General features: G+C 73.2%; 13 protein-coding genes. 5 read left to right on the plus strand and 8 right to left on the minus strand.

Translation table 11 applies throughout. The features are described from left to right. Window positions 1-14 precede the first annotated feature (14 nt). A complete protein-coding gene (locus PVK37_RS25385) occupies window positions 15-1,241 on the plus strand; it encodes a sensor histidine kinase (RefSeq protein WP_275030325.1) in 1,227 nt (408 codons plus the stop codon). After that, complete coding sequence (locus tag PVK37_RS25390; protein ID WP_275030326.1) at window positions 1,229-1,885, plus strand: response regulator transcription factor; 657 nt, start codon at window positions 1,229-1,231, stop codon at window positions 1,883-1,885. The genes PVK37_RS25385 and PVK37_RS25390 overlap by 13 nt, the downstream gene beginning before the upstream one ends. Window positions 1,886-1,915: 30 nt before the next feature. On the opposite strand, the gene PVK37_RS25395 is transcribed toward PVK37_RS25390, so the two are convergent. Next, window positions 1,916-3,088 carry a serine hydrolase domain-containing protein gene (locus PVK37_RS25395; RefSeq protein ID WP_275030327.1) on the minus strand — a complete coding sequence of 391 codons (1,173 nt, stop codon included), beginning with the start codon at window positions 3,086-3,088 and terminating at the stop codon, window positions 1,916-1,918. 229 nt (window positions 3,089-3,317) lie between these two features. Here PVK37_RS25395 and PVK37_RS25400 point away from each other — a divergent pair, with 229 nt between their 5' ends. Beyond that, window positions 3,318-4,463, plus strand: coding sequence for a phospholipase D-like domain-containing protein (locus PVK37_RS25400; RefSeq protein WP_275030328.1), 1,146 nt, complete (start codon window positions 3,318-3,320; stop codon window positions 4,461-4,463). A 10-nt stretch (window positions 4,464-4,473) separates the two neighbouring features. Here the strand turns inward: PVK37_RS25400 and PVK37_RS25405 are convergent, their stop codons facing one another. Next, complete coding sequence (locus PVK37_RS25405) at window positions 4,474-6,105, minus strand: serine/threonine protein kinase (RefSeq protein ID WP_275030329.1); 1,632 nt, start codon at window positions 6,103-6,105, stop codon at window positions 4,474-4,476. A gap of 461 nt (window positions 6,106-6,566) precedes the next feature. On the opposite strand from PVK37_RS25405, the gene PVK37_RS25410 reads away from it, so the two are divergent. Then, window positions 6,567-7,037 (plus strand): hypothetical protein, encoded by a 471-nt coding sequence (locus PVK37_RS25410; RefSeq protein ID WP_275030330.1) that lies wholly within the window; start codon window positions 6,567-6,569, stop codon window positions 7,035-7,037. A gap of 16 nt (window positions 7,038-7,053) precedes the next feature. Here PVK37_RS25410 and PVK37_RS25415 read toward each other — a convergent pair whose 3' ends face one another. Next, window positions 7,054-7,785: a TioE family transcriptional regulator gene (locus PVK37_RS25415; RefSeq protein ID WP_275035229.1), complete on the minus strand. Its 732-nt coding sequence runs from the start codon at window positions 7,783-7,785 to the stop codon at window positions 7,054-7,056. A 54-nt stretch (window positions 7,786-7,839) separates the two neighbouring features. Here PVK37_RS25415 and PVK37_RS25420 point away from each other — a divergent pair, with 54 nt between their 5' ends. Then, window positions 7,840-9,417 carry a DUF6194 family protein gene (locus tag PVK37_RS25420; RefSeq protein ID WP_275030331.1) on the plus strand — a complete coding sequence of 526 codons (1,578 nt, stop codon included), beginning with the start codon at window positions 7,840-7,842 and terminating at the stop codon, window positions 9,415-9,417. Window positions 9,418-9,517: 100 nt separating this feature from the next. Here PVK37_RS25420 and PVK37_RS25425 read toward each other — a convergent pair whose 3' ends face one another. From PVK37_RS25425 to PVK37_RS25445, 5 genes are all read right to left on the minus strand, one after another. Further along, on the minus strand, window positions 9,518-10,102 hold the full coding sequence (locus PVK37_RS25425) for a C40 family peptidase (protein ID WP_275030332.1): 585 nt from the start codon (window positions 10,100-10,102) through the stop codon (window positions 9,518-9,520). Window positions 10,103-10,271: 169 nt separating this feature from the next. Next, entirely contained in the window at window positions 10,272-11,972 is a 1,701-nt protein-coding gene (locus tag PVK37_RS25430; protein WP_275030333.1) for a fucose isomerase, read from the minus strand. Between the two features lie 18 nt (window positions 11,973-11,990). After that, window positions 11,991-13,469 (minus strand): FGGY-family carbohydrate kinase, encoded by a 1,479-nt coding sequence (locus tag PVK37_RS25435; RefSeq protein WP_275030334.1) that lies wholly within the window; start codon window positions 13,467-13,469, stop codon window positions 11,991-11,993. After that, a complete protein-coding gene (locus tag PVK37_RS25440) occupies window positions 13,466-15,670 on the minus strand; it encodes an alpha-amylase family protein (protein ID WP_275030335.1) in 2,205 nt (734 codons plus the stop codon). Before PVK37_RS25440 ends, PVK37_RS25435 begins: the two co-directional genes overlap by 4 nt. A gap of 133 nt (window positions 15,671-15,803) precedes the next feature. Beyond that, window positions 15,804-16,787: a LacI family DNA-binding transcriptional regulator gene (locus tag PVK37_RS25445; RefSeq protein ID WP_275030336.1), complete on the minus strand. Its 984-nt coding sequence runs from the start codon at window positions 16,785-16,787 to the stop codon at window positions 15,804-15,806. Window position 16,788: the final 1 nt, after the last annotated feature.

Genomic DNA, 16,788 nt, shown 5'->3' on the forward strand with positions numbered 1-16,788 from the left:
CCGGAGGTGGGCGGATGGGCTACGTGCGGGACCGGGTCCGGGCCGCGGTCGACGCGCTCGAACACCTCGTCGGCGGCCTGGGCACCGCGCTGCTGGCCGTGGGGGCGCTGCTCTGGGCGCTCGGCGTCGCCGCCGCCTGCCTGGTCGGGGTGGGGCTGCTGCTGGTGCCCGGCGCGCTGCGGACGGTGCGGGCGGTGGCCGACCGCGAACGCGCCCGACTGTCCCGCTGGGACGGCCCGGTCGTCTCACCGGGGCCGGTGCCGGCCCCACTACGGGCGGCGGTGCGGGACCCCGCCATCCGGCGGGAGTCGGGCTGGGTCGCGGTGCACGCGCTGCTCGGCTTCGGGGTCGGCCTGCTGGGCCTGGCGCTCCCGCTGTACGCCGTGCAGGACCTCACCTTTCCGCTGTGGTACCGGCTGGTCCCGCCCGGGGTCGGCCCACCGGGGATCGGCGGGTGGCGGATCGACGGGCTGGGTGACGCGCTCGCGGTCGGGGTACGCGGCGTGGGCTGGCTGGTCGTCGTGGTGTGGATCAGCCCGCTGCTGGCGCGCGTCCAGGCCGGGCCGGGACGGTGGCTGCTGACTCCCCCGCCCGGAGCCGACCTGTCGCTGCGGATCGCCCAGCTCACCGCGACCCGGGCCGCCGCCCTGGACGCGCACGCGGTGGAGCTGCGCCGGATCGAACGGTCGCTGCACGACGGCACCCAGAACCGGCTGGTCGCGGTCACCGTGCTGCTCGGGGCGGCGCGGCGGGCACTGCGGCGGGACCCGTCCCGGGCCGACGAGATCCTCGGGCAGGCCCAGGACGCGGCGGAACAGGCGCTCGGTGAACTGCGTACGGTGGTGCGGGGCATCCTGCCGCCGGTGCTGGACGACCGGGGCCTGGCCGGGGCGCTGGCCGGGCTGGCCGGTGGATGCGTCGTGCCGTGCCGGCTCGAGGTGGACGTGGCGGTGCGCTGCGCCGCGTCGGTCGAGGCCACCGCGTACTTCGTGGTGGCGGAGACGCTGACCAACGCGGTCCGGCACAGCGGCGCGGGCGGGGTGGACGTGGTGGTGCGCCGCGAGCGGAACCGGCTGCTGGTGACCGTCACCGACGACGGGCACGGCGACGCGGACGAGGCACGCGGTTCCGGCCTGACCGGCATCCGTCGGCGGGTCGAGGCGTACGACGGCCGGATGACCCTGACCAGCCCACCGGGGGGACCGACGAGAGTGCACGTGGAGCTGCCATGCGGATCGTGATCGCCGAGGACGACGCCCTGCTGCGCGAGGGGTTGGCGCTGCTGCTCCGGGCGGAGGACCTGACCGTGGCGGCCACCGCCGGCACCCCGGACGGCTTGCTGGCCGCGGTGGACGAGCACGCCCCGGACGTGGCGATCGTCGACGTGCGGATGCCGCCCACCCACACCGACGAGGGCATCGTCGCCGCGGTCGAGGCCCGACGGCGGCGACCCGGCCTCGCGGTGCTGGTGCTGTCGGCGTACGTGGAGCAGGCGTTCGCCACCGAACTGTTCTCGGTCGACGCCGCCGGGCTCGGCTACCTGCTGAAGGAGCGGGTGGGCCGGGTCGAGGAGTTCCTCGCCGCGCTGCACCGGGTCGCCGCCGGTGGCAGCGTGATCGACCCCGAGGTGGTGGGGCAGCTGCTGGCCCGCCACCGCCGGCCGGACACCGCGCTGGCCGGGCTGTCGCCACGCGAACGGGAGGTGTTGGGGCTGATGGCGGAGGGGCTCGGCAACACCGCGATCGCCGAACGGTTGTTCGTCACCGACGGCGCGGTCCACAAGCACATCCGCAGCATCTTCGCGAAGCTGGGACTGCCGCCGGACGACCGCGCCGACCGTCGGGTCACGGCGGTGCTGCGCTACCTCCACGAGGGTCGTGGGTAGGCGGCGCAGCACCGTCGGGTCCCCAGTCGGTCAGCGGGTGGTGGCGCACAGCGCCGCGTCGACGCTCTCCGAGACGTTCCTGGTCATCTCCAGGGAGGTCGGGAGCCCGGTCACCGCGACGACCGCGCTGCGTCCGTCGGTGGTGACCAGGTTGCGCGTCTCGAAGCCCTGGATGTCACCGCCGTGGCCCCAGGCGTGGCCGCCGCACGGCAGGGTGTGCCGGGCGATGCCCAGGCCGTACGCCCAGCCGTCGGTGGGTTCGAACCCGGGCGCGGGGACGGTCGTCAGCAGGGCCCGCTGCTGCGCGGGCTGGAGCAGCCGGCCGGCGAGCAGCGCCTCGAAGAAGCTGCGCAGGTCGTTCGGCGTCGAGATCAGCTGGCCGGCGGCCCAGCCCAGGGAGGGATCCATCCGGGTCACGTCGACCCACGGCGCGCCGGGGGCGACCGCGACGTACCCCTGCGGGTGCCGGCCGGGGATCCGCTGCTCCCCCACCTGCGGCCAGTACGTGTCGCGCAGCCCCAGCGGCGTGACGATCCGCCGGGTGATCTCCTCGCCGACGGGCCGCGCGGTGACCCGTTCCACGATCAGGCCGGCCAGGATGTAGTTGGTGTTGCTGTACTCCCACCTCAGCCCCGGGGCGAAGCTCGCGGGCCGGGTGAGCGCCGCGTCCACCAGCCGGCGGGGGTCGTAGTAGGAGTGGCTCAGCTCCACCAGGTCCTGCGGCACGGTGAACAGCACGTCGTCGTAGTCGGGCAGGCCGCTGGTCTGCTGGAGCAACTGCCGTACGGTGATCCGCCGGCCGTCGATGCCGTTGCCGCGTACCACCCCGGGCAGGTAGTGCTCGACGGTCGCGTCCAGGTCGATGCGGCCCTCCCCGACGAGTTGGAGCACGACCACCGCGGTGAAGGTCTTCGTGTTGCTGCCGATGCGTACCCGGCCGTCGGTGGGGACCTTCCGGCCGGTGTTCAGGTCACCGACCCCGGCGGTGTAGTCGCGGACCCGCCCGCCGGCGTACCGGACGGAGGCCAACGCGCCGGGGAAACCGTCCTCGGCGACCAGCCGGTCGAGGCGGTGCTGGACGGTGTCGGCCCGGTCGCGCTGCGGGGCGTCGGCGGATGCGGCGGTGGCGGCGGGTGCGCCGAGCGCGGTGGCGGTGAGGACGGCCACCGCGCCGGCGGCCAGCGGGAAGGATCGGCGGGTCATGGGGAAACTCCTCGACGGACGGGCTTGGCGGGTACGGCCTCCAGCCTCGACGGGCCGGGCCGTGTGCTGAATCCCGCCAGCTACCGAACCACCGGTACAGCACGCACTACCGGACGTCGTCGAGGAATCGGCTGTGCGACAACGCGGTTGATTCGCGGCTCTCGTCCGGTACATCGTGGACTGTCCCGGGCTTCGAGGAAGCTCGATGAGATCCCAGTGAGGAGAAGGCATGCTTCTGCGACGTACCACCGCGCTACTCGCCACCGTCGGTCTCGCCGCCGCCACGTTCCTGGCCCCGGGCAGCCCGGCGGTGGCGGCGGTGACCTCGGGCGCCGTCTTCAACAACCCGACCGTGGCCGGTCAGCAGTACGCCGTCGTCGAGCACCTCCAGGCGTTGATCCGGGGGGCCGCCACCGGGTCCACCATCCGGGTGGCGATCTACCACTTCTCCCTGACGCGGGTGTCCGACGACCTGATCGCCGCCCACGACCGGGGAGTGAACGTCCGCGTCGTGGTCGACAGCGAATCCCGTGACTATCCCGCCGTGACCAGCCTGACCGGCCGGCTGGGCAGCAACCGGGCCAACCCGTCCTGGGTCACCGTGTGCACCAGCGGACGCGCCTGCATCGGCGATCTGGGCACCCCGATCATGCACAACAAGTTCTTTCTCTTCTCCAACACCTCCGGGTCGACGAACGTGCTCGTGCAGAGTTCGGCCAACCTGACCAACGCCAACGCCGAACGCTACTGGAACAACGCGGTGACGCTGGTCGGCAACACCGCCGTCTACGACGCGTACGCCGCCTACCACAGCGACCTGGCCGCCCAGGTCAAGAACAACGACTACTACCGGACCACGTCCAGCGGCAACGCCAAGTCGTACTTCTTCCCCCGCGCCGGCACCACCCAGGACACCGACACGATCTACAACATGCTCGACGAGAACGTCACCTGCGAGGGCAACACCTCCACCGGCACCGAGACCGGTCGCACCATCATCCGGATCGGTATGTGGTACTTCAGCCGCAACCCGATCGCCACGAAGCTGCGCGAGCTGGCCGACCGGAAATGCTGGGTGGAGGTCGTCTACACCGACTCCGACGCCGACGTGCCGGCCATCCTGTCCGGCCACGACCGGATCAGGCTGTACCGGATCAGCGGCGACTACATCGTCCACTCCAAGTACATGCTGATCGAGGGAACGTACGCCGGGCAGAGGGACACCAAGTGGGTGATGACCGGCAGCCACAACTACTCCAACGCCGCGCTCCGGGAGAACGACGAGGCCCTGCTGCGTATCCAGTCGGCGACGATCCACGACCAGTACCGGTCGAACTTCTGGGCGCTGCGGGACGCCGCCGTCCCGGTCAGCTGAGCAGGACCGGTCAGATCGCGCCCCGGTCGACCAGGCTGAAGGTGGTGCCGATCTCGGCGTCGCCGAGATGCTCCACGTAGATCTTCTTCTCGTCCGGGCTCCACTGCACCACGCCGTAGGTGTCGCTGATGATGGAGTAGGAGGTGCGGCCCTTGTCGTCCCGGCCCTCGCGGGTGATCCCGAACAGGGTGGCCTCGGTCGGCTGGCAGTCGGTTCCCACCAGCGACGCGTACCCCGCCGAATCGATCTTCACGCCGAGGCACGGCCGGTGCGCGACGTCCGGGTTCAGGGATTTGATCATGTAGTCGACGCCGACCGGGTCGAGCATGAACAGGGCGTCGGCGCCGGTCCCGTCACCGACGTGCACCTGGCCGTCGAACGGCAGGGTGAGGTCGCGGTCGATCTCCACCAGGTGCAGCAGGATGCGCCGCTGGCCGGCCAGCATGGCCCGGGTACGGTCGGCTGCGGCGGACGGCGACCCGCTGGCCGTACCCGGGGCGGGCGCGGCGGACGTCGGACTCTCCGGAGTCGGCCCGCCGGTCGCCGTGCCGGTCGGATCCGGAGCGGCCCGGCCCCTCAGCAGTTCCGGGCCGAACAGGGCGACGGGCACCAGCACCGCGACCACCACAGCGGTCACCCCCACCCCGGCCAGCCAGCCACGCCGTTTCGCACCCGCCCCGGCCAGCACAGCAGGCCGCTCCGCGTCCGCGCCGTCGGCCACGCCCGCCGACGCCACCGGCCGGCCCTGGTCGTCGGCACCGGCACCGGGGCGCGCACCCGCCAGCGGGGCCGGGAGCCGGACGCCTTCGGCGTCGGCCCGCGCGGGTGCCACGGTCAGCAGCCCGTCGAGCAGCTCCCGGGCGGTGGGCCGGGCGGCCGGATCCTTCTCCAACGCCCGGGAGACCAGCTCCCGCAGGGGCCCGTCGAGTCCGGTCAGGTCCGGCGGCTGGGTGAGGATCCGCATCGCGGTGGCGGTGGGAGAGTCACCCCCGAACGGGTTGCGGCCGGTCGCGGCGTGGGCCACCACCGCGCCCCAGGCGAAGATGTCGGACGCCGGGCCCACCGGCTGGCCGGCCGCCGTGTCGAGCCGCTCGGGGGCCATGTACGACACCGTGCCGACCATCTGGTTGGTCCGGGTGTGCCGGCTCGTCGCCTCGAACGCGCGGGCGATACCGAAGTCGATGACCTTGATCCCACCCGGAGCGACCAGGACGTTCGCCGGCTTCAGATCCCGGTGGATCACGCCGGCACCGTGGATGGCGGTCAGCGCGGTGGCCACCCCGACCGCGATGCCGTGCAGTCCCCCGGCCCCCAGCGGCCCCTGCTCCCGGATCAGCTGGGCCAGGCTGGCACCCTCGACGTACTCCACCACCAGGTACGGCGGGTCGTGGTCCGGGTCGGCGTCCAGGACCTCCGCCGTGCAGAACGGCGGGACCTGGCGGGCCCGGTTCACCTCGCTGCGGAACCGGCCCCGGAACTCGTCGTCGTGCGAGAGTTCCGGGCGGACGACCTTGACCGCCACCCGCCGTCCCTGCGGCGACCGGGCCAGGAAGACGCTGCCCATCCCGCCCTCGCCGAGCCGACCGAGCAGCTCGTACCCACCGAGCCGGGCGGGGTCGCCGGGACGCAGCCCGTCGTTCACGCCGGATCCCCGCAGGCCGCAGCCGCCCCGTGAACCGTTCCGCCCCTCACCCGTTCCCCCCAGGTCACTCGGACGCCGCCCGCAGCCTACCGTCCGCCGGTCCCACCGGATCGGGGGTGGACGGTGAGCCGGTCGGACGGTACGGAACCCGGGTGTCGGCGGCCAGGTGCGCTGCTCACGGGTCCGGTGGTGCCTACGATGGTGCTCGACCGGGCGGCGTCGTCCGGACCCGGACGATCGCGGACGCCGACGACGGCACCTCCCCTACGCCGAGCCGGAGGCGTCCGACCGAACTGCCGAGCCGGAGGCGTCGGACCGAAGCGTCGGACCGAAGCGTCGGACCGAAGCGTCGGACCGAAGCGTCGGACCGAAGCGTCGGACCGGAGCACCGCACCGAGGCGTCGGGCCGAGGCGTCGGGCCGAGGCGTCCGACCGAAGCGTCGCACCGATCGGAGGAGACGATGCGCAACCCCGAGATGGCGAAGCTCAGCGGGCTCGTCGGCGAGTGGACGACGACGATCTCGGACGCCTGGTTCCTCGAACCACCGGACACCGAGGTACCCGGCACCACCATCGTCGAATGGCTCGGGGAGTCGCTTCTGGTCGTCCGGTCGGAGTTCGGCGGGGGCCGGCACGCGCACTCCGAGCTGGGTCTCGTCCTCGGCCGCAGCGACGCGAACGACCGGTTCGTCGCCCTCTACCAGGACGACCGCGGCGTCTGCCGCGAGTTCGCCATGACCTTCGACGGCGGGCACTGGACGATGAGCCGCGCCGACCCCGACTTCCACCAGCGTTTCGTCGGCGACGTCGAGCAGGACCGGATCGTCGGCCGCTGGGAGGCGTCCGAGGACGGCGGCACGTCCTGGCGGAAGGACTTCGACCTCAGCTACGAACGCGTCCCCGGCCGGCGTCCGGTGGCGCAGCCGGCCTGAGTCCCGCACCGCCGCCCTACCCTGGTCCGGCCCGGCTGTCGAGGTAGTCGGCGAGCCGGGCGGCGCCGGTGAGCATGGCCCGGCCGCGCCCGGTGAGCCGGTCCCGCCACTGGCGTAGGGACCCGGCGAGCGGTTCGGCGCCGCCCGCGTCGCGTACCCGACGCAGCACGTCGGCGATGTGGTCGAGCCGGTACCCGCCGCGGCGCAGCAGGTGGGCGAGTTCGGCGTCCCGGACGTCGTCCGGCGCGTAGACCCGGTAGCGGGTGGCCGGATCGCGGGCCGGGCGCAGGATCCCGGCCCGTTCCCACTTGCGCAGGGTGGCGGGGCGTACGCCGAGCCGGTGCGCCAGGGCACCGATCGGCAGGGCGGTGCGACGCCGCGGTTCCGGTGGGCTCCCGGCGAGGACCGCGACGGCCGCCTGAACCGCGTCCAGGGTTTCCCGGTCCCGTTGCAGCAGGGCGTGACTGTGGTCGATCACGCGTAGCGCGGTGTCGGTCTCGCCCCGGTTGACCGCCCGCATGATCTCGCCGGCGGTCGCATGGCCGTGGCCCGCGATCAGCGCGAGGTAGGCGCTCAGCGCCCGGGCGTGCACCTCGGTGAACCGCCGGTAGCCGGCCGGGCTGCGCTCGGCCGGCGGCAGGACGCCGTCGCGCTCGTAGTTGCGCACGGCCTGGGCGGAGAGGCCGTGCGGGCGGGCCAGATCGGCCGGTCGGCGTACCCCGCTGTTGGAGGGTTTCACGGCTGCCACCACGCTCGGATCGGTGAAAGTCTCAACGGGCGGTTCAACGATACGGTCGATGGGATGACGTCCTTTTCCGACCTGTTCTCCGTACCACCGGCCCTGCTCGCGCTCGGCGAGCCCACCCATGGCGAATCCGCCTTCCTCCAGATCCGCAACCAGCTCTTCGCCTCGCTCGTCGAGCGCGGCTACCGGTCGATCGCGTTGGAGAGCGACCAGGCTGCCGGGCTGATCGCCGACGAGTTCGTCCGGGGCTCCACCGCCGTGCCCCTCGACCGCGCCCTCGCCGAGGGGTTCAGCCACGAGTTCGGGGCCCTCCCGGCCAACCGCGACCTGCTGCTGTGGATGCGCGAGTGGAACGCCGGCCGACCGGCCGCCGAACGCCTGACGTTCCACGGCTTCGACGCGCCGCTGGAGATCACCGGCGCGCCGAGCCCGCGACGCTTCCTGGTCCAGGTGGCCGAGTTCCTCGGCGAGGACCGGGCAGCGGAGATCGACCTGCTGGTCGGTGACGAGGCCCGGTGGAGCGAGCCGGCCGCGGTCTGGGAGCCCGGCCGGTCGGTCGGCCGCTCGACCGACGCCCAGCGGCTGCGGGTGCTCGCCGACGACCTGCTGACCGAGCTGTACCTGCGGGCACCGGAACGTCCCGAGGGTTGGCGGGCGGCCTTCGTGCGGGCGACGGCGGCGGTCGCGGTGCTGCGCTACCACGCCGCGGCCGCCGCGCCGCTCGCACAGCAGGAGCGTTTCAGCCGCCTGGTGGCGGTCCGGGACGCGCTGATGGCCGAGAACCTGCTCGCGATCCGCTCGGTCGAGCAGCACCGTGGGCCGACGCTGGTCTTCGCGCACAACCGGCACCTCCAGCGGCACCGCAGCACGATGACGATGGCCGGGACGGACGTGGCGTGGTTCAGCGCCGGCGCGATCGTCGGGTCGCTGCTCGGTGACCGGTACGCGGTGGTCGTCGGGAGCCTCGGGGCCAGCCCGGCGCTCGGCATCGACGCGCCCGACCCGTCCAGCTACGAGGGGAAGCTCTCCCGGGGGAGCGTCCTTCCCCGGTACGTCCGGGCCAGCGAGGTGGAACCGGCCGAGCAGCGGACGCACGACTACCGGTACTTCCCGCTCGACGAGGCCACCGTCGCGGACGCGGACGCGGTACTGCACGTCCCCACCGGCACCGGCCCGGCCATGCTCGCCGACCGGATCCTCGCGCTGTCCGGCACCGAGCAGCTCGTCGCGGGCGAGGAGCACGGGTCACCCCGGGCCGCCTGGGGTGACCGGTTCTTCTACGTCGGCCCGGACCGCCGCCAGCCGTTCGCCACCATCGTGGAACACGACGTGCCCGGCTTCGACGAGGCGTCCCAGCTGGACCGTCCCGGCGTGTTCCGGCTCAACCTCGACCTGGGGCGGGCCGAGTTCGAGCGGCTGTTCGGCTTCCCTCCCCGGGACTTCGAGCAGCACCGGCACGAGTTCGACTTCGCCCGCCTGGACACCGTCGTGCCGCACCCGGGGTACGCGCTGCACGGCTTCGGCAGCATCGTCATGCCGGGGCCGCAGCTGCTGCCCGAGGTCGACCGGCTCCTCGCGGTCGCCCACGCCCGCGCGGTCGCCCGCCACCAGCGGGCCGAGCGCCGGGGCGAGTGATCCGGCCGGCGACAGCGGCGGGGCGAGTGATCCGGCCGGCGACGGCGGCGGGGTGGTGCCGGGGGCGCGCGGCACGGCCGGTTCCCGACGTCGACTGTGCCTACCGGACGAGGGCCTCCTCGACCCGGTAGTACTTGGCCAGGTCGGCCGGGGACATGTGGGCCGGGTCCCGACTGAACAGGACACCGGTGCGTTCCTGGGCCCGGGCCACCAACCCGGAGCAGATGAGCTGTCCCTCGATGAAGAAGCTGAACTTCGCGCCGGTGAGCAGGGTCAGCGCCACGCTGGCGATGGTGGCGAAACCGTACCGGCAGTGCTGCTGGACCGCCCACTGGCCGAACTCCGCCACTTCGCGGCGGTCCTGCTCGTCCGCCCGGATCCGCACCAGATGGTACGCCCGGCCGTGGTACTTGCTGGCCGGGCTCACCTGGACGCCGGCCCCTAGGGCCTCGACCAGGAGTCCGTCCGCGCCGACGACCAGGGCGGCGTGGTTCCAGCAGGTGTACCTGCGGTCCTCGCCGTGGATGCGGAGCCGCTGGCCGAACCTGATCAGCGCCGCCGTCACGCTGTCACCCCGGGTGAGCAGGAAGTCCCCGGGCTGCCACCGGTCCGGCTGCACGCCTGCGGGATACAGCTCCACCCTGGTCCGCTCGACCGGCTGGAAGCCCGCACCGTTGCTGGTCACCGACGATCACCTTCCACCCACGCCACGCTCGGTCCCGTGGCCGGCCGGAGCCTCCGCTCCCGCGGCCACCACTGGTCTCCGGCTGGCTACCCGCGATGGGCCGGCGGTAACGTCACCGCCCCGGGTCGGCCGCCCCGTGGCGTCAGGGCTGGCCGTCGGCCCCGTCACGTCAGGGCTGGCCGTCACCCCCGTCGCCCGGGTACGACGCGGCAGCATTGCCCTGGTCCGCGCCCGCCCGGATCCGTACCTCGCCGCACAGGTGCACGGTGACGCCCAGGGCGTCGAAGAGCGCCGCCTTGGCCAGCAGCGCACGGTCGGCGGTCTCGGCGTCGGGGGCGTACGCGACGTTGAGATGGTTCGCCCGGTGCCGGGCCATGAACTGGTCGCGGCTGATCCCGTGCAGCACCGCGTGCATGATCGGCCAGGCGGGGGTGGTCGCCGTCGAGCGGCGTAGGGTCTCCTCGGCGGGCAGGGCGACGGCGGTGGCCCGGCCCAGGTCCACGTGCAGCCGACCGCCCTCGACGAAGACCCGGCTCCAGACCACGTCCCCCGGCCTGGAGACACCCTTGATGGTGGAGCCGCCCAGCGGGAAGTAGACCGGGTCCTGCCGCCAGCCCTCGGCGCCGGCGTAGCCCCCGTCGAGGTGGGACGGCGGGACCGAACCGGAGATCTCCCACACCCAGACGAACTCGTCCCCGTACCGCTCGCCCCAGCGCACGTCGTGGAGGGTGGTGGCCGGGTCGAGACCCATCGCGGTCCAGATCCGGTTGGTCACCAGGGCGTCCACCGCGACCCCCTCGTCCACCTCGTTGAAGTGCGGCAACGCCTGCCCCTCCCAGAGCACCCGGGAGCCGTCGCGGGACGTCACCGGTGGCCGGTCGACGTTGTTGAGCAGCCCCTCCACCAGGTCGGACGCGGGCGACAGATCCTTGAGCCCCTGCTGGTACTGGATGCCCACCGCGTCGAGGCCGAAGTCGTCGCTGATCCGCAGCGCCGCGACGTACATCTTGTACTGCCAGCGCAGCTGGGCCGGGGTGAGTTCGGTGGCCTCGTCGGTGCCGAGCCGGAACGTCATGCCCCGGGCGGTCAGCCACTCGCCGATCGCGTCGGCCTCGGTGTCGGCGACCGTCTGCATCTCGGCCCACAGGGCGCTCTGCGAGAGCCGTTCCTTGTAGATGCCGATCCCGTTGAGCAGTTCGTCGTCGATGATCGCGTTGTACATGCCCATGCAGCCCTCGTCGAAGACGCCGATGATGGCCTTGTCGGCGAGGAGCTGCCCGGCCAGCGCCCGACCCAGGTCCACCTCGGCGGTGGCGGGCAGGGCGGGCAGCGGGCGTACGTGGCCGGTGTCGTGGTCGATGCTGCCGGTCTCGATCCAGCTCCTGATCCCGGCCCGGAACCAGGCGTCGGTGAAGTCGACGCTCCACACCGTCGAGTAGGCCACGCCCATCTTCGCCATCCCGGCGTTGAGGCCGAGCAGCCCGACCAGACCCGGCCAGTCCCCGGCGAAGTTGGCGACGGTCAGGATCGGGCCCCGGTGGGTACGCAGCCCGGCCAGCACGTGGTGGCTGTACTGCCAGACCGCCTCGGCCACGACGAGCGGGGCCTCCACCGGGATGTTCCGGAACACCTCCAGGCCCATGCGCTGGCTGGAGATGAAGCCGTGACCCGCCTCCGGGTCGTAGGGGTGGACGCGCCGCAGCGTCCAGCCGAACTCGGCGAACACCCCGGCGACGGCCGCCTCCATCGCGACCTGGGTCGGCCAGCCCGCCCGGTTGGCGGCCGGCCGCAGGTCACCGCTGGCGATCAGGTAGGCCGTGCGGGGTTCGGCCTCGGGACGGGACACGGGAGCGGGCATCGCGTACGTCATCAGAGCCTCTCGGGGATGTCAGGATGCGGGGGATGCCCGTCGCCGCTGCCGGCGGGCGAGGGCGTGGGCGACCGGTCGGGTGGCCGGATACAGGTCGCGGTAGAGCCGGTAGAGCTCGTCGTGGTCCGCGCGTACCAGCGGGTCGGGCTCGACCACCGTCGACGGCGGGTTCCACCTCGTGATCGACGCCCCGGTGAGCGCGTACGCCGCCAGGTAGGCGGCACCGTAGCTGGCCCCGATGGTGACGGTCGGCACCACCTGGGCCAGTCCGGTGACGTCGCTGACGATCTGCGTCCACAGGCCGCCCCGGGTACCGCCGCCGACGGCGACGACCCGGCGGATCTCCACCCCGGCCGCGCGCAGGACGTCGACGTTGTGCCGTACGCCCAGCGCCGTCGCCTCCAGCACGGCCCGGTAGAGGTCGCCGGGCGTGTGGTCGAGGGTCAGCCCGGCGACGACGCCACGGGCGTCGGGATCCATGATCGGGGTGCGCTCACCGGCGAAATACGGCAGCACCAGCAGTCCCCGCGCACCGGGGCCGGAGGCGGCCGCCGCCGCGAGCAGCGACTCGTAGGAGGGGCTGCCGGACAGCTCCCGCAGCCAGCCGGTGATCGCGCCCGAGGTGGCCATTCCCCCGGCGAGGTTCCGGGTGCCGGGGAAGGCGCCGACGGTCCCCCACATGGCCGGTGCGGTGGTCGGGTGGTCGGTGGTGGCGACGAGGAACATCGTGGTGCCGTACATGAGCATGAGGTCGCCGGGGTTCTGCGCGTCGGCGCTGACCGCCTCGGCCCACGCGTCGATGGTGCCGGTGACGACCGGCGTGCCGGCGGGGATCCCGGCGACGGCCCGGGTGGTGGTGCCGGCGATGTCGGCGGGCCATCCCAGGCGGGGCAGTTCCAGGTCGGGGGCGAGCCGGTCGGCCCACGGGGCGTACCAGCTCAGGTCGTGGGTGTCGAACAGCGGCGTGCACTGGCTCGCGGAGTGGTGGTCCAGCACGTACCCGCCGGTCAGCCGGTACGCCAGCCACGAGGCGGGCATGAACAGCCGGCGGGCCCGCGCCCACACCGCCGGCTCGTGCTCGGCGATCCAGGCGAGTTTCGGTCCCACCGCCTGCGTGGACAGCGCCGACCCGCAGCGGGCCCGGATCCGTTCGGCACCGCCGAGGGTGTCGGTCAGCGCGGCGATCTGCGCGGTGGCCCGGGTGTCGACGCCGTAGAGGATCGCGGGGCGCAGTGGCCGCCCCGCCCCGTCGGTCAGCAGCACGCACGGCCCCATGCCGCTGACGCCGACCGCGGTGACCTGTCGTCCGTCGGTCAGCTCGGTGGCGATCGAGACGAACTCGTCCCACCACAGCTCACCGTCCATCTCGACGTGCCCCGGGAACGGCCGGTCCACGTCGTGCGGGCGTACCGCGGTGGCGAGCACCCGGCCGTCGGCGTCGACGAGGACGCCCTTGCTGCTCGAGGTGCCGATGTCCACGCCCAGGAAGAGGCTCATGACGCCGGCCCGCGCCGCACCACGACGGTCTCCCAGTCGTCCAGGTCACGCAGGCGTACCGTGCCGCCGGCCCGCACCGGCAGCGGCACGGTCCGCCCGCCCACCACCCGTACCGCCGAGACCGTGTCCGGCGGCAGCCGCAGATCGAGCGCGGCCACCGATGCCACGTCCTCGATCGCCGCGGGTTGCTGCGCGCCGGGCAGGTCCAGGCGGGTCACCGGTGCGCCCGTCACCAGGTGCACGATCAGTTCCCGGCCGCGCCGGGCGAGCACCAGCTCGGTGGCCCGGTGCCCGCCGTCGACGGTCACCGGCGGCTCGCCGCCGACCCGGCGGACCAGCACGTCGAGCATCCGGCGGTACGTCCAGTGCCCGAGCCGGGCATGGTTGTTGCCCAGCCGCGCGGCGGAGACGACGACCCGCCCGGCGCCGACCTGACGTTCGATGATCACCGGGAGGTCGGTGTGCGCGCCGGGGCCGGGGAGGTTGTTGTGCCAGAACGTGGTCTTGTCGGTCTCCAGCACGGGGTCGGTGCGCCAGGCGAGCACCCGCGCGCCGGCGCGGAGGCCGGTCAGTTCCGCGATCGGGCCGTAGTGCGGCACGAGCGGCTGGTCGCCGAGTTCGGGGTCGGCCAGCCGCAGGTAGGGGTAGGACATGTCGCCCGGTCGGCCGAAGTCGACCCCGAGCAGTCCGGCGAGCGCGGAGGTGGCCCGTTCCCGGCCGTGCCCGTCGCGTACGCCGACGGGACCGGTGACGACGAGCCCGCCTCCGGCGCGGACGAACCCGTCGATGGCGGCCACCTCGGCGGCGCCCAGCGACAGGACGTCGGCCAGCACCAGCACCCGGTACGCGCCGAGTCCCGCCAGCCGTTCCGGCCGCTCGTCCAGGAACGCCACGGGCAGGTGCGACTCGACCAGCGCCCGGTAGGTTCCGGCGACGGCGGCGGCGAGGTCGCTGGGGCCGGGTCGCCGGTCGCCGGGCGGGAACTGCGCGGACTGTTCTCCCACGCTGGGGCTCTCGGTGGTGCCGAGGAGGCTGTCGAGTTCGCGGGCCGCCTGGCCGGTCCACAGCGCCGCGTAGGGGTACGGGGTGGTGTCGTGCAGCCAGGGTGTCCGCTCGGCGATCCGCGCGAACACCGGCGCGAGCCGCTGGTAGACCTCGGCCTGTGGCGCTCCGCTGGGGGCGGGTTGGTCGTCGACGGTGACGGTGAGGCCGTGCGCGGCGACGGTGAACGCCTCGAAGCGCAGTTGGGCGACGGAGCGCAGGGTGAAATCCCAGGTGTGGACGAAGCGGCTGACCAGGACCTCGGCCGGGCGGTCGGCGACGGCGGCGCGGACGTAGCGGGCCGCGAAGCTGGGGAAGCCGAGGCCGTGCCAGTCGGTGTAGCCCTCGCTGGATCCGATGTCGGCCAGCGCGAGGTGGTCGGCGGTGAGGCCGATGACCGCGTCGACGAAGGTCGTCGCGTAGAAGTTGGGCACGAGGGCGGCGTCCGGTCGTTCGGCGCGCAGCACCTCCCGCTGCTCGGCCAGGTAGGTCCGCAGGGTGTCCTGGGAGAAGCGCACGAGGTCGAGCCATCCCTCGTCGGCGCGGTCCATCGGCATGTCCCGCCCGTACGCCGACCGGAAGGCGGCCTCGCAGCGTGGGCAGACGCACGGGCCGGCGGTCAGGATGTCGCTCCACAGTCCGTCGACCGGGTAGCCGCGGGCGATCTCGCGGACCTGGTCGAGGGCGTGCCGGCGGTAGCCGCTGCGCAGGCAGAGGGCGGGCCAGCGGCCGGTGGCGCCCCGGGCGGGCAGGGGCCGCAGGTTCCACTCCGGGTGTTCGCCCGCGGCGGTCACGTCCCACATGTTCGAGTAGTAGGCGATGACGCGTAGCCCGTGGCGGTGTGCCGCGCGCAGCTGCGCGCCGAAGAGGTCCCGGCCGGCGAGTGCCCCGTGCTGGCGGCCGATCCGGGTCGGGTAGTAGGCGTTGCCGTACTGGCACTTGGCGAAGAGCACCACCGAGTCGGCGCCGGACCGGGCGATCAGCTCCAGGTCGCGGTCCGGGTCGGTCTCGCTCAGTACGGGGTACGCCACCGGCACCGCGCCGCGCTGGTGCTCGTCGGTCCAGTCTGGGGTGTGCGCGTCGTAGAAGATCCGACGGCGCGAGGTGGACCACCAACTCCGGTCGGGTCCGGTGATCGGGTCGAGGGGGTTGGCAGTCACGGGAAACGGTTCCTCCGCTGGGTCAACCGGGCTGATGCTCGCCCAGTCAAGTCTCTGAAATCGATTTCGTCAAGATGTCGGCAGCTCCCGACGGGAGACCTGGCCAACTACTGCCCGGCAGCGGTGATATCGATTACACGCGCGGCGTAGGGACCGGCTGAAGCCCGGCCCGCAGCACCACGGTGCGGATCGGCTGCCGGTCGTCCGCGATGCGCTCGATGAGCATCGACATGGCCGTCCCGCCCAGGTGCCGCGCGGGCAACGGGACCTGCGCCACCGCGGCCGGCGCCAGGGTGGTGAACGGCAGGTCACCCACGACGGCGACGCCGAAGCCCTCGGTGGAGATGCCCTCCTCGGCGAGCACCTGCAACGCGCCCACCGCCATCAGGTTGTTGGTCGCCACGATCGCCTCGGGCCGCCGGTCCAGCCGCAGCAGCGCCTGCATCGCCGCCCGGCCGCCGTCCACCCGGAAGTTCGCGTGCCGCAACAGGTCAGGGTCGGTGTCACCGCCCCGGGCGGCCACCACGTGCCGCCAACCGAGCAGGCGGTCCTCGGTGGCCTCGATGCCGACCGGGCCGGCGACGCAGGCCACCCGGCGGTACCCCCGGTCGAACATGGCGGTCGTGGCGGTCTCCCCCGCCGCGAAGTTGTCGATCTTCACGGCGTCGACCGGATAGGGCGTCGTCCGGTCCACCGCGACCACCGGCCGGCCGAGCTGCGCGATCGCGCCCAGGTCCACCTCGTCCGAGGTGGGCGACAGGATGACCCCCGCCATGTGCTCCGACGCCGCGATCTGCAGGTACTTGCGTTCCTTGGCCGGGTCGTCGTCGGTGTTGCACAGCACCACCGAGAACCCGGCCTGTTGCGCGCGGTCCTCCACCCCCCGGGCGAGGGCCGTGAAGAACGGGTTCTCGATGTCCGGAATGAGCAGGGCGATGACCTCGGAGATCTGCCTGCGCAACCGCCGGGCCGTCTTGTTCGGGGTGAACTTCAGCTTGGCCGCCGCCTCGCGGACCCGGGCGGACTTGTCCTCCGACACCGCGAGTCCGTTGAAGACCCGCGAGACCGTCGCCGGAGAGACCTTCGCGAGCGCCGCTACCTCGTAGATGGTGGCCATG

Origin of the sequence: Micromonospora cathayae, assembly GCF_028993575.1 — a bacterium.
Classification (GTDB): domain Bacteria; phylum Actinomycetota; class Actinomycetes; order Mycobacteriales; family Micromonosporaceae; genus Micromonospora; species Micromonospora cathayae.

What these genes read in the sequence shown, in the direction of transcription:
- PVK37_RS25435 (WP_275030334.1), bottom strand. Translation starts at nt 13,469, where the DNA reads ATGAGCCTCTTCCTGGGCGTGGACATCGGCACCTCGAGCAGCAAGGGC.
- PVK37_RS25445 (WP_275030336.1), bottom strand. Translation starts at nt 16,787, where the DNA reads ATGGCCACCATCTACGAGGTAGCGGCGCTCGCGAAGGTCTCTCCGGCG.
- PVK37_RS25430 (WP_275030333.1), bottom strand. Translation starts at nt 11,972, where the DNA reads ATGACGTACGCGATGCCCGCTCCCGTGTCCCGTCCCGAGGCCGAACCC.
- PVK37_RS25410 (WP_275030330.1), top strand. Translation starts at nt 6,567, where the DNA reads ATGCGCAACCCCGAGATGGCGAAGCTCAGCGGGCTCGTCGGCGAGTGG.
- PVK37_RS25395 (WP_275030327.1), bottom strand. Translation starts at nt 3,088, where the DNA reads ATGACCCGCCGATCCTTCCCGCTGGCCGCCGGCGCGGTGGCCGTCCTC.
- PVK37_RS25385 (WP_275030325.1), top strand. Translation starts at nt 15, where the DNA reads ATGGGCTACGTGCGGGACCGGGTCCGGGCCGCGGTCGACGCGCTCGAA.
- PVK37_RS25420 (WP_275030331.1), top strand. Translation starts at nt 7,840, where the DNA reads ATGACGTCCTTTTCCGACCTGTTCTCCGTACCACCGGCCCTGCTCGCG.
- PVK37_RS25390 (WP_275030326.1), top strand. Translation starts at nt 1,229, where the DNA reads ATGCGGATCGTGATCGCCGAGGACGACGCCCTGCTGCGCGAGGGGTTG.
- PVK37_RS25400 (WP_275030328.1), top strand. Translation starts at nt 3,318, where the DNA reads ATGCTTCTGCGACGTACCACCGCGCTACTCGCCACCGTCGGTCTCGCC.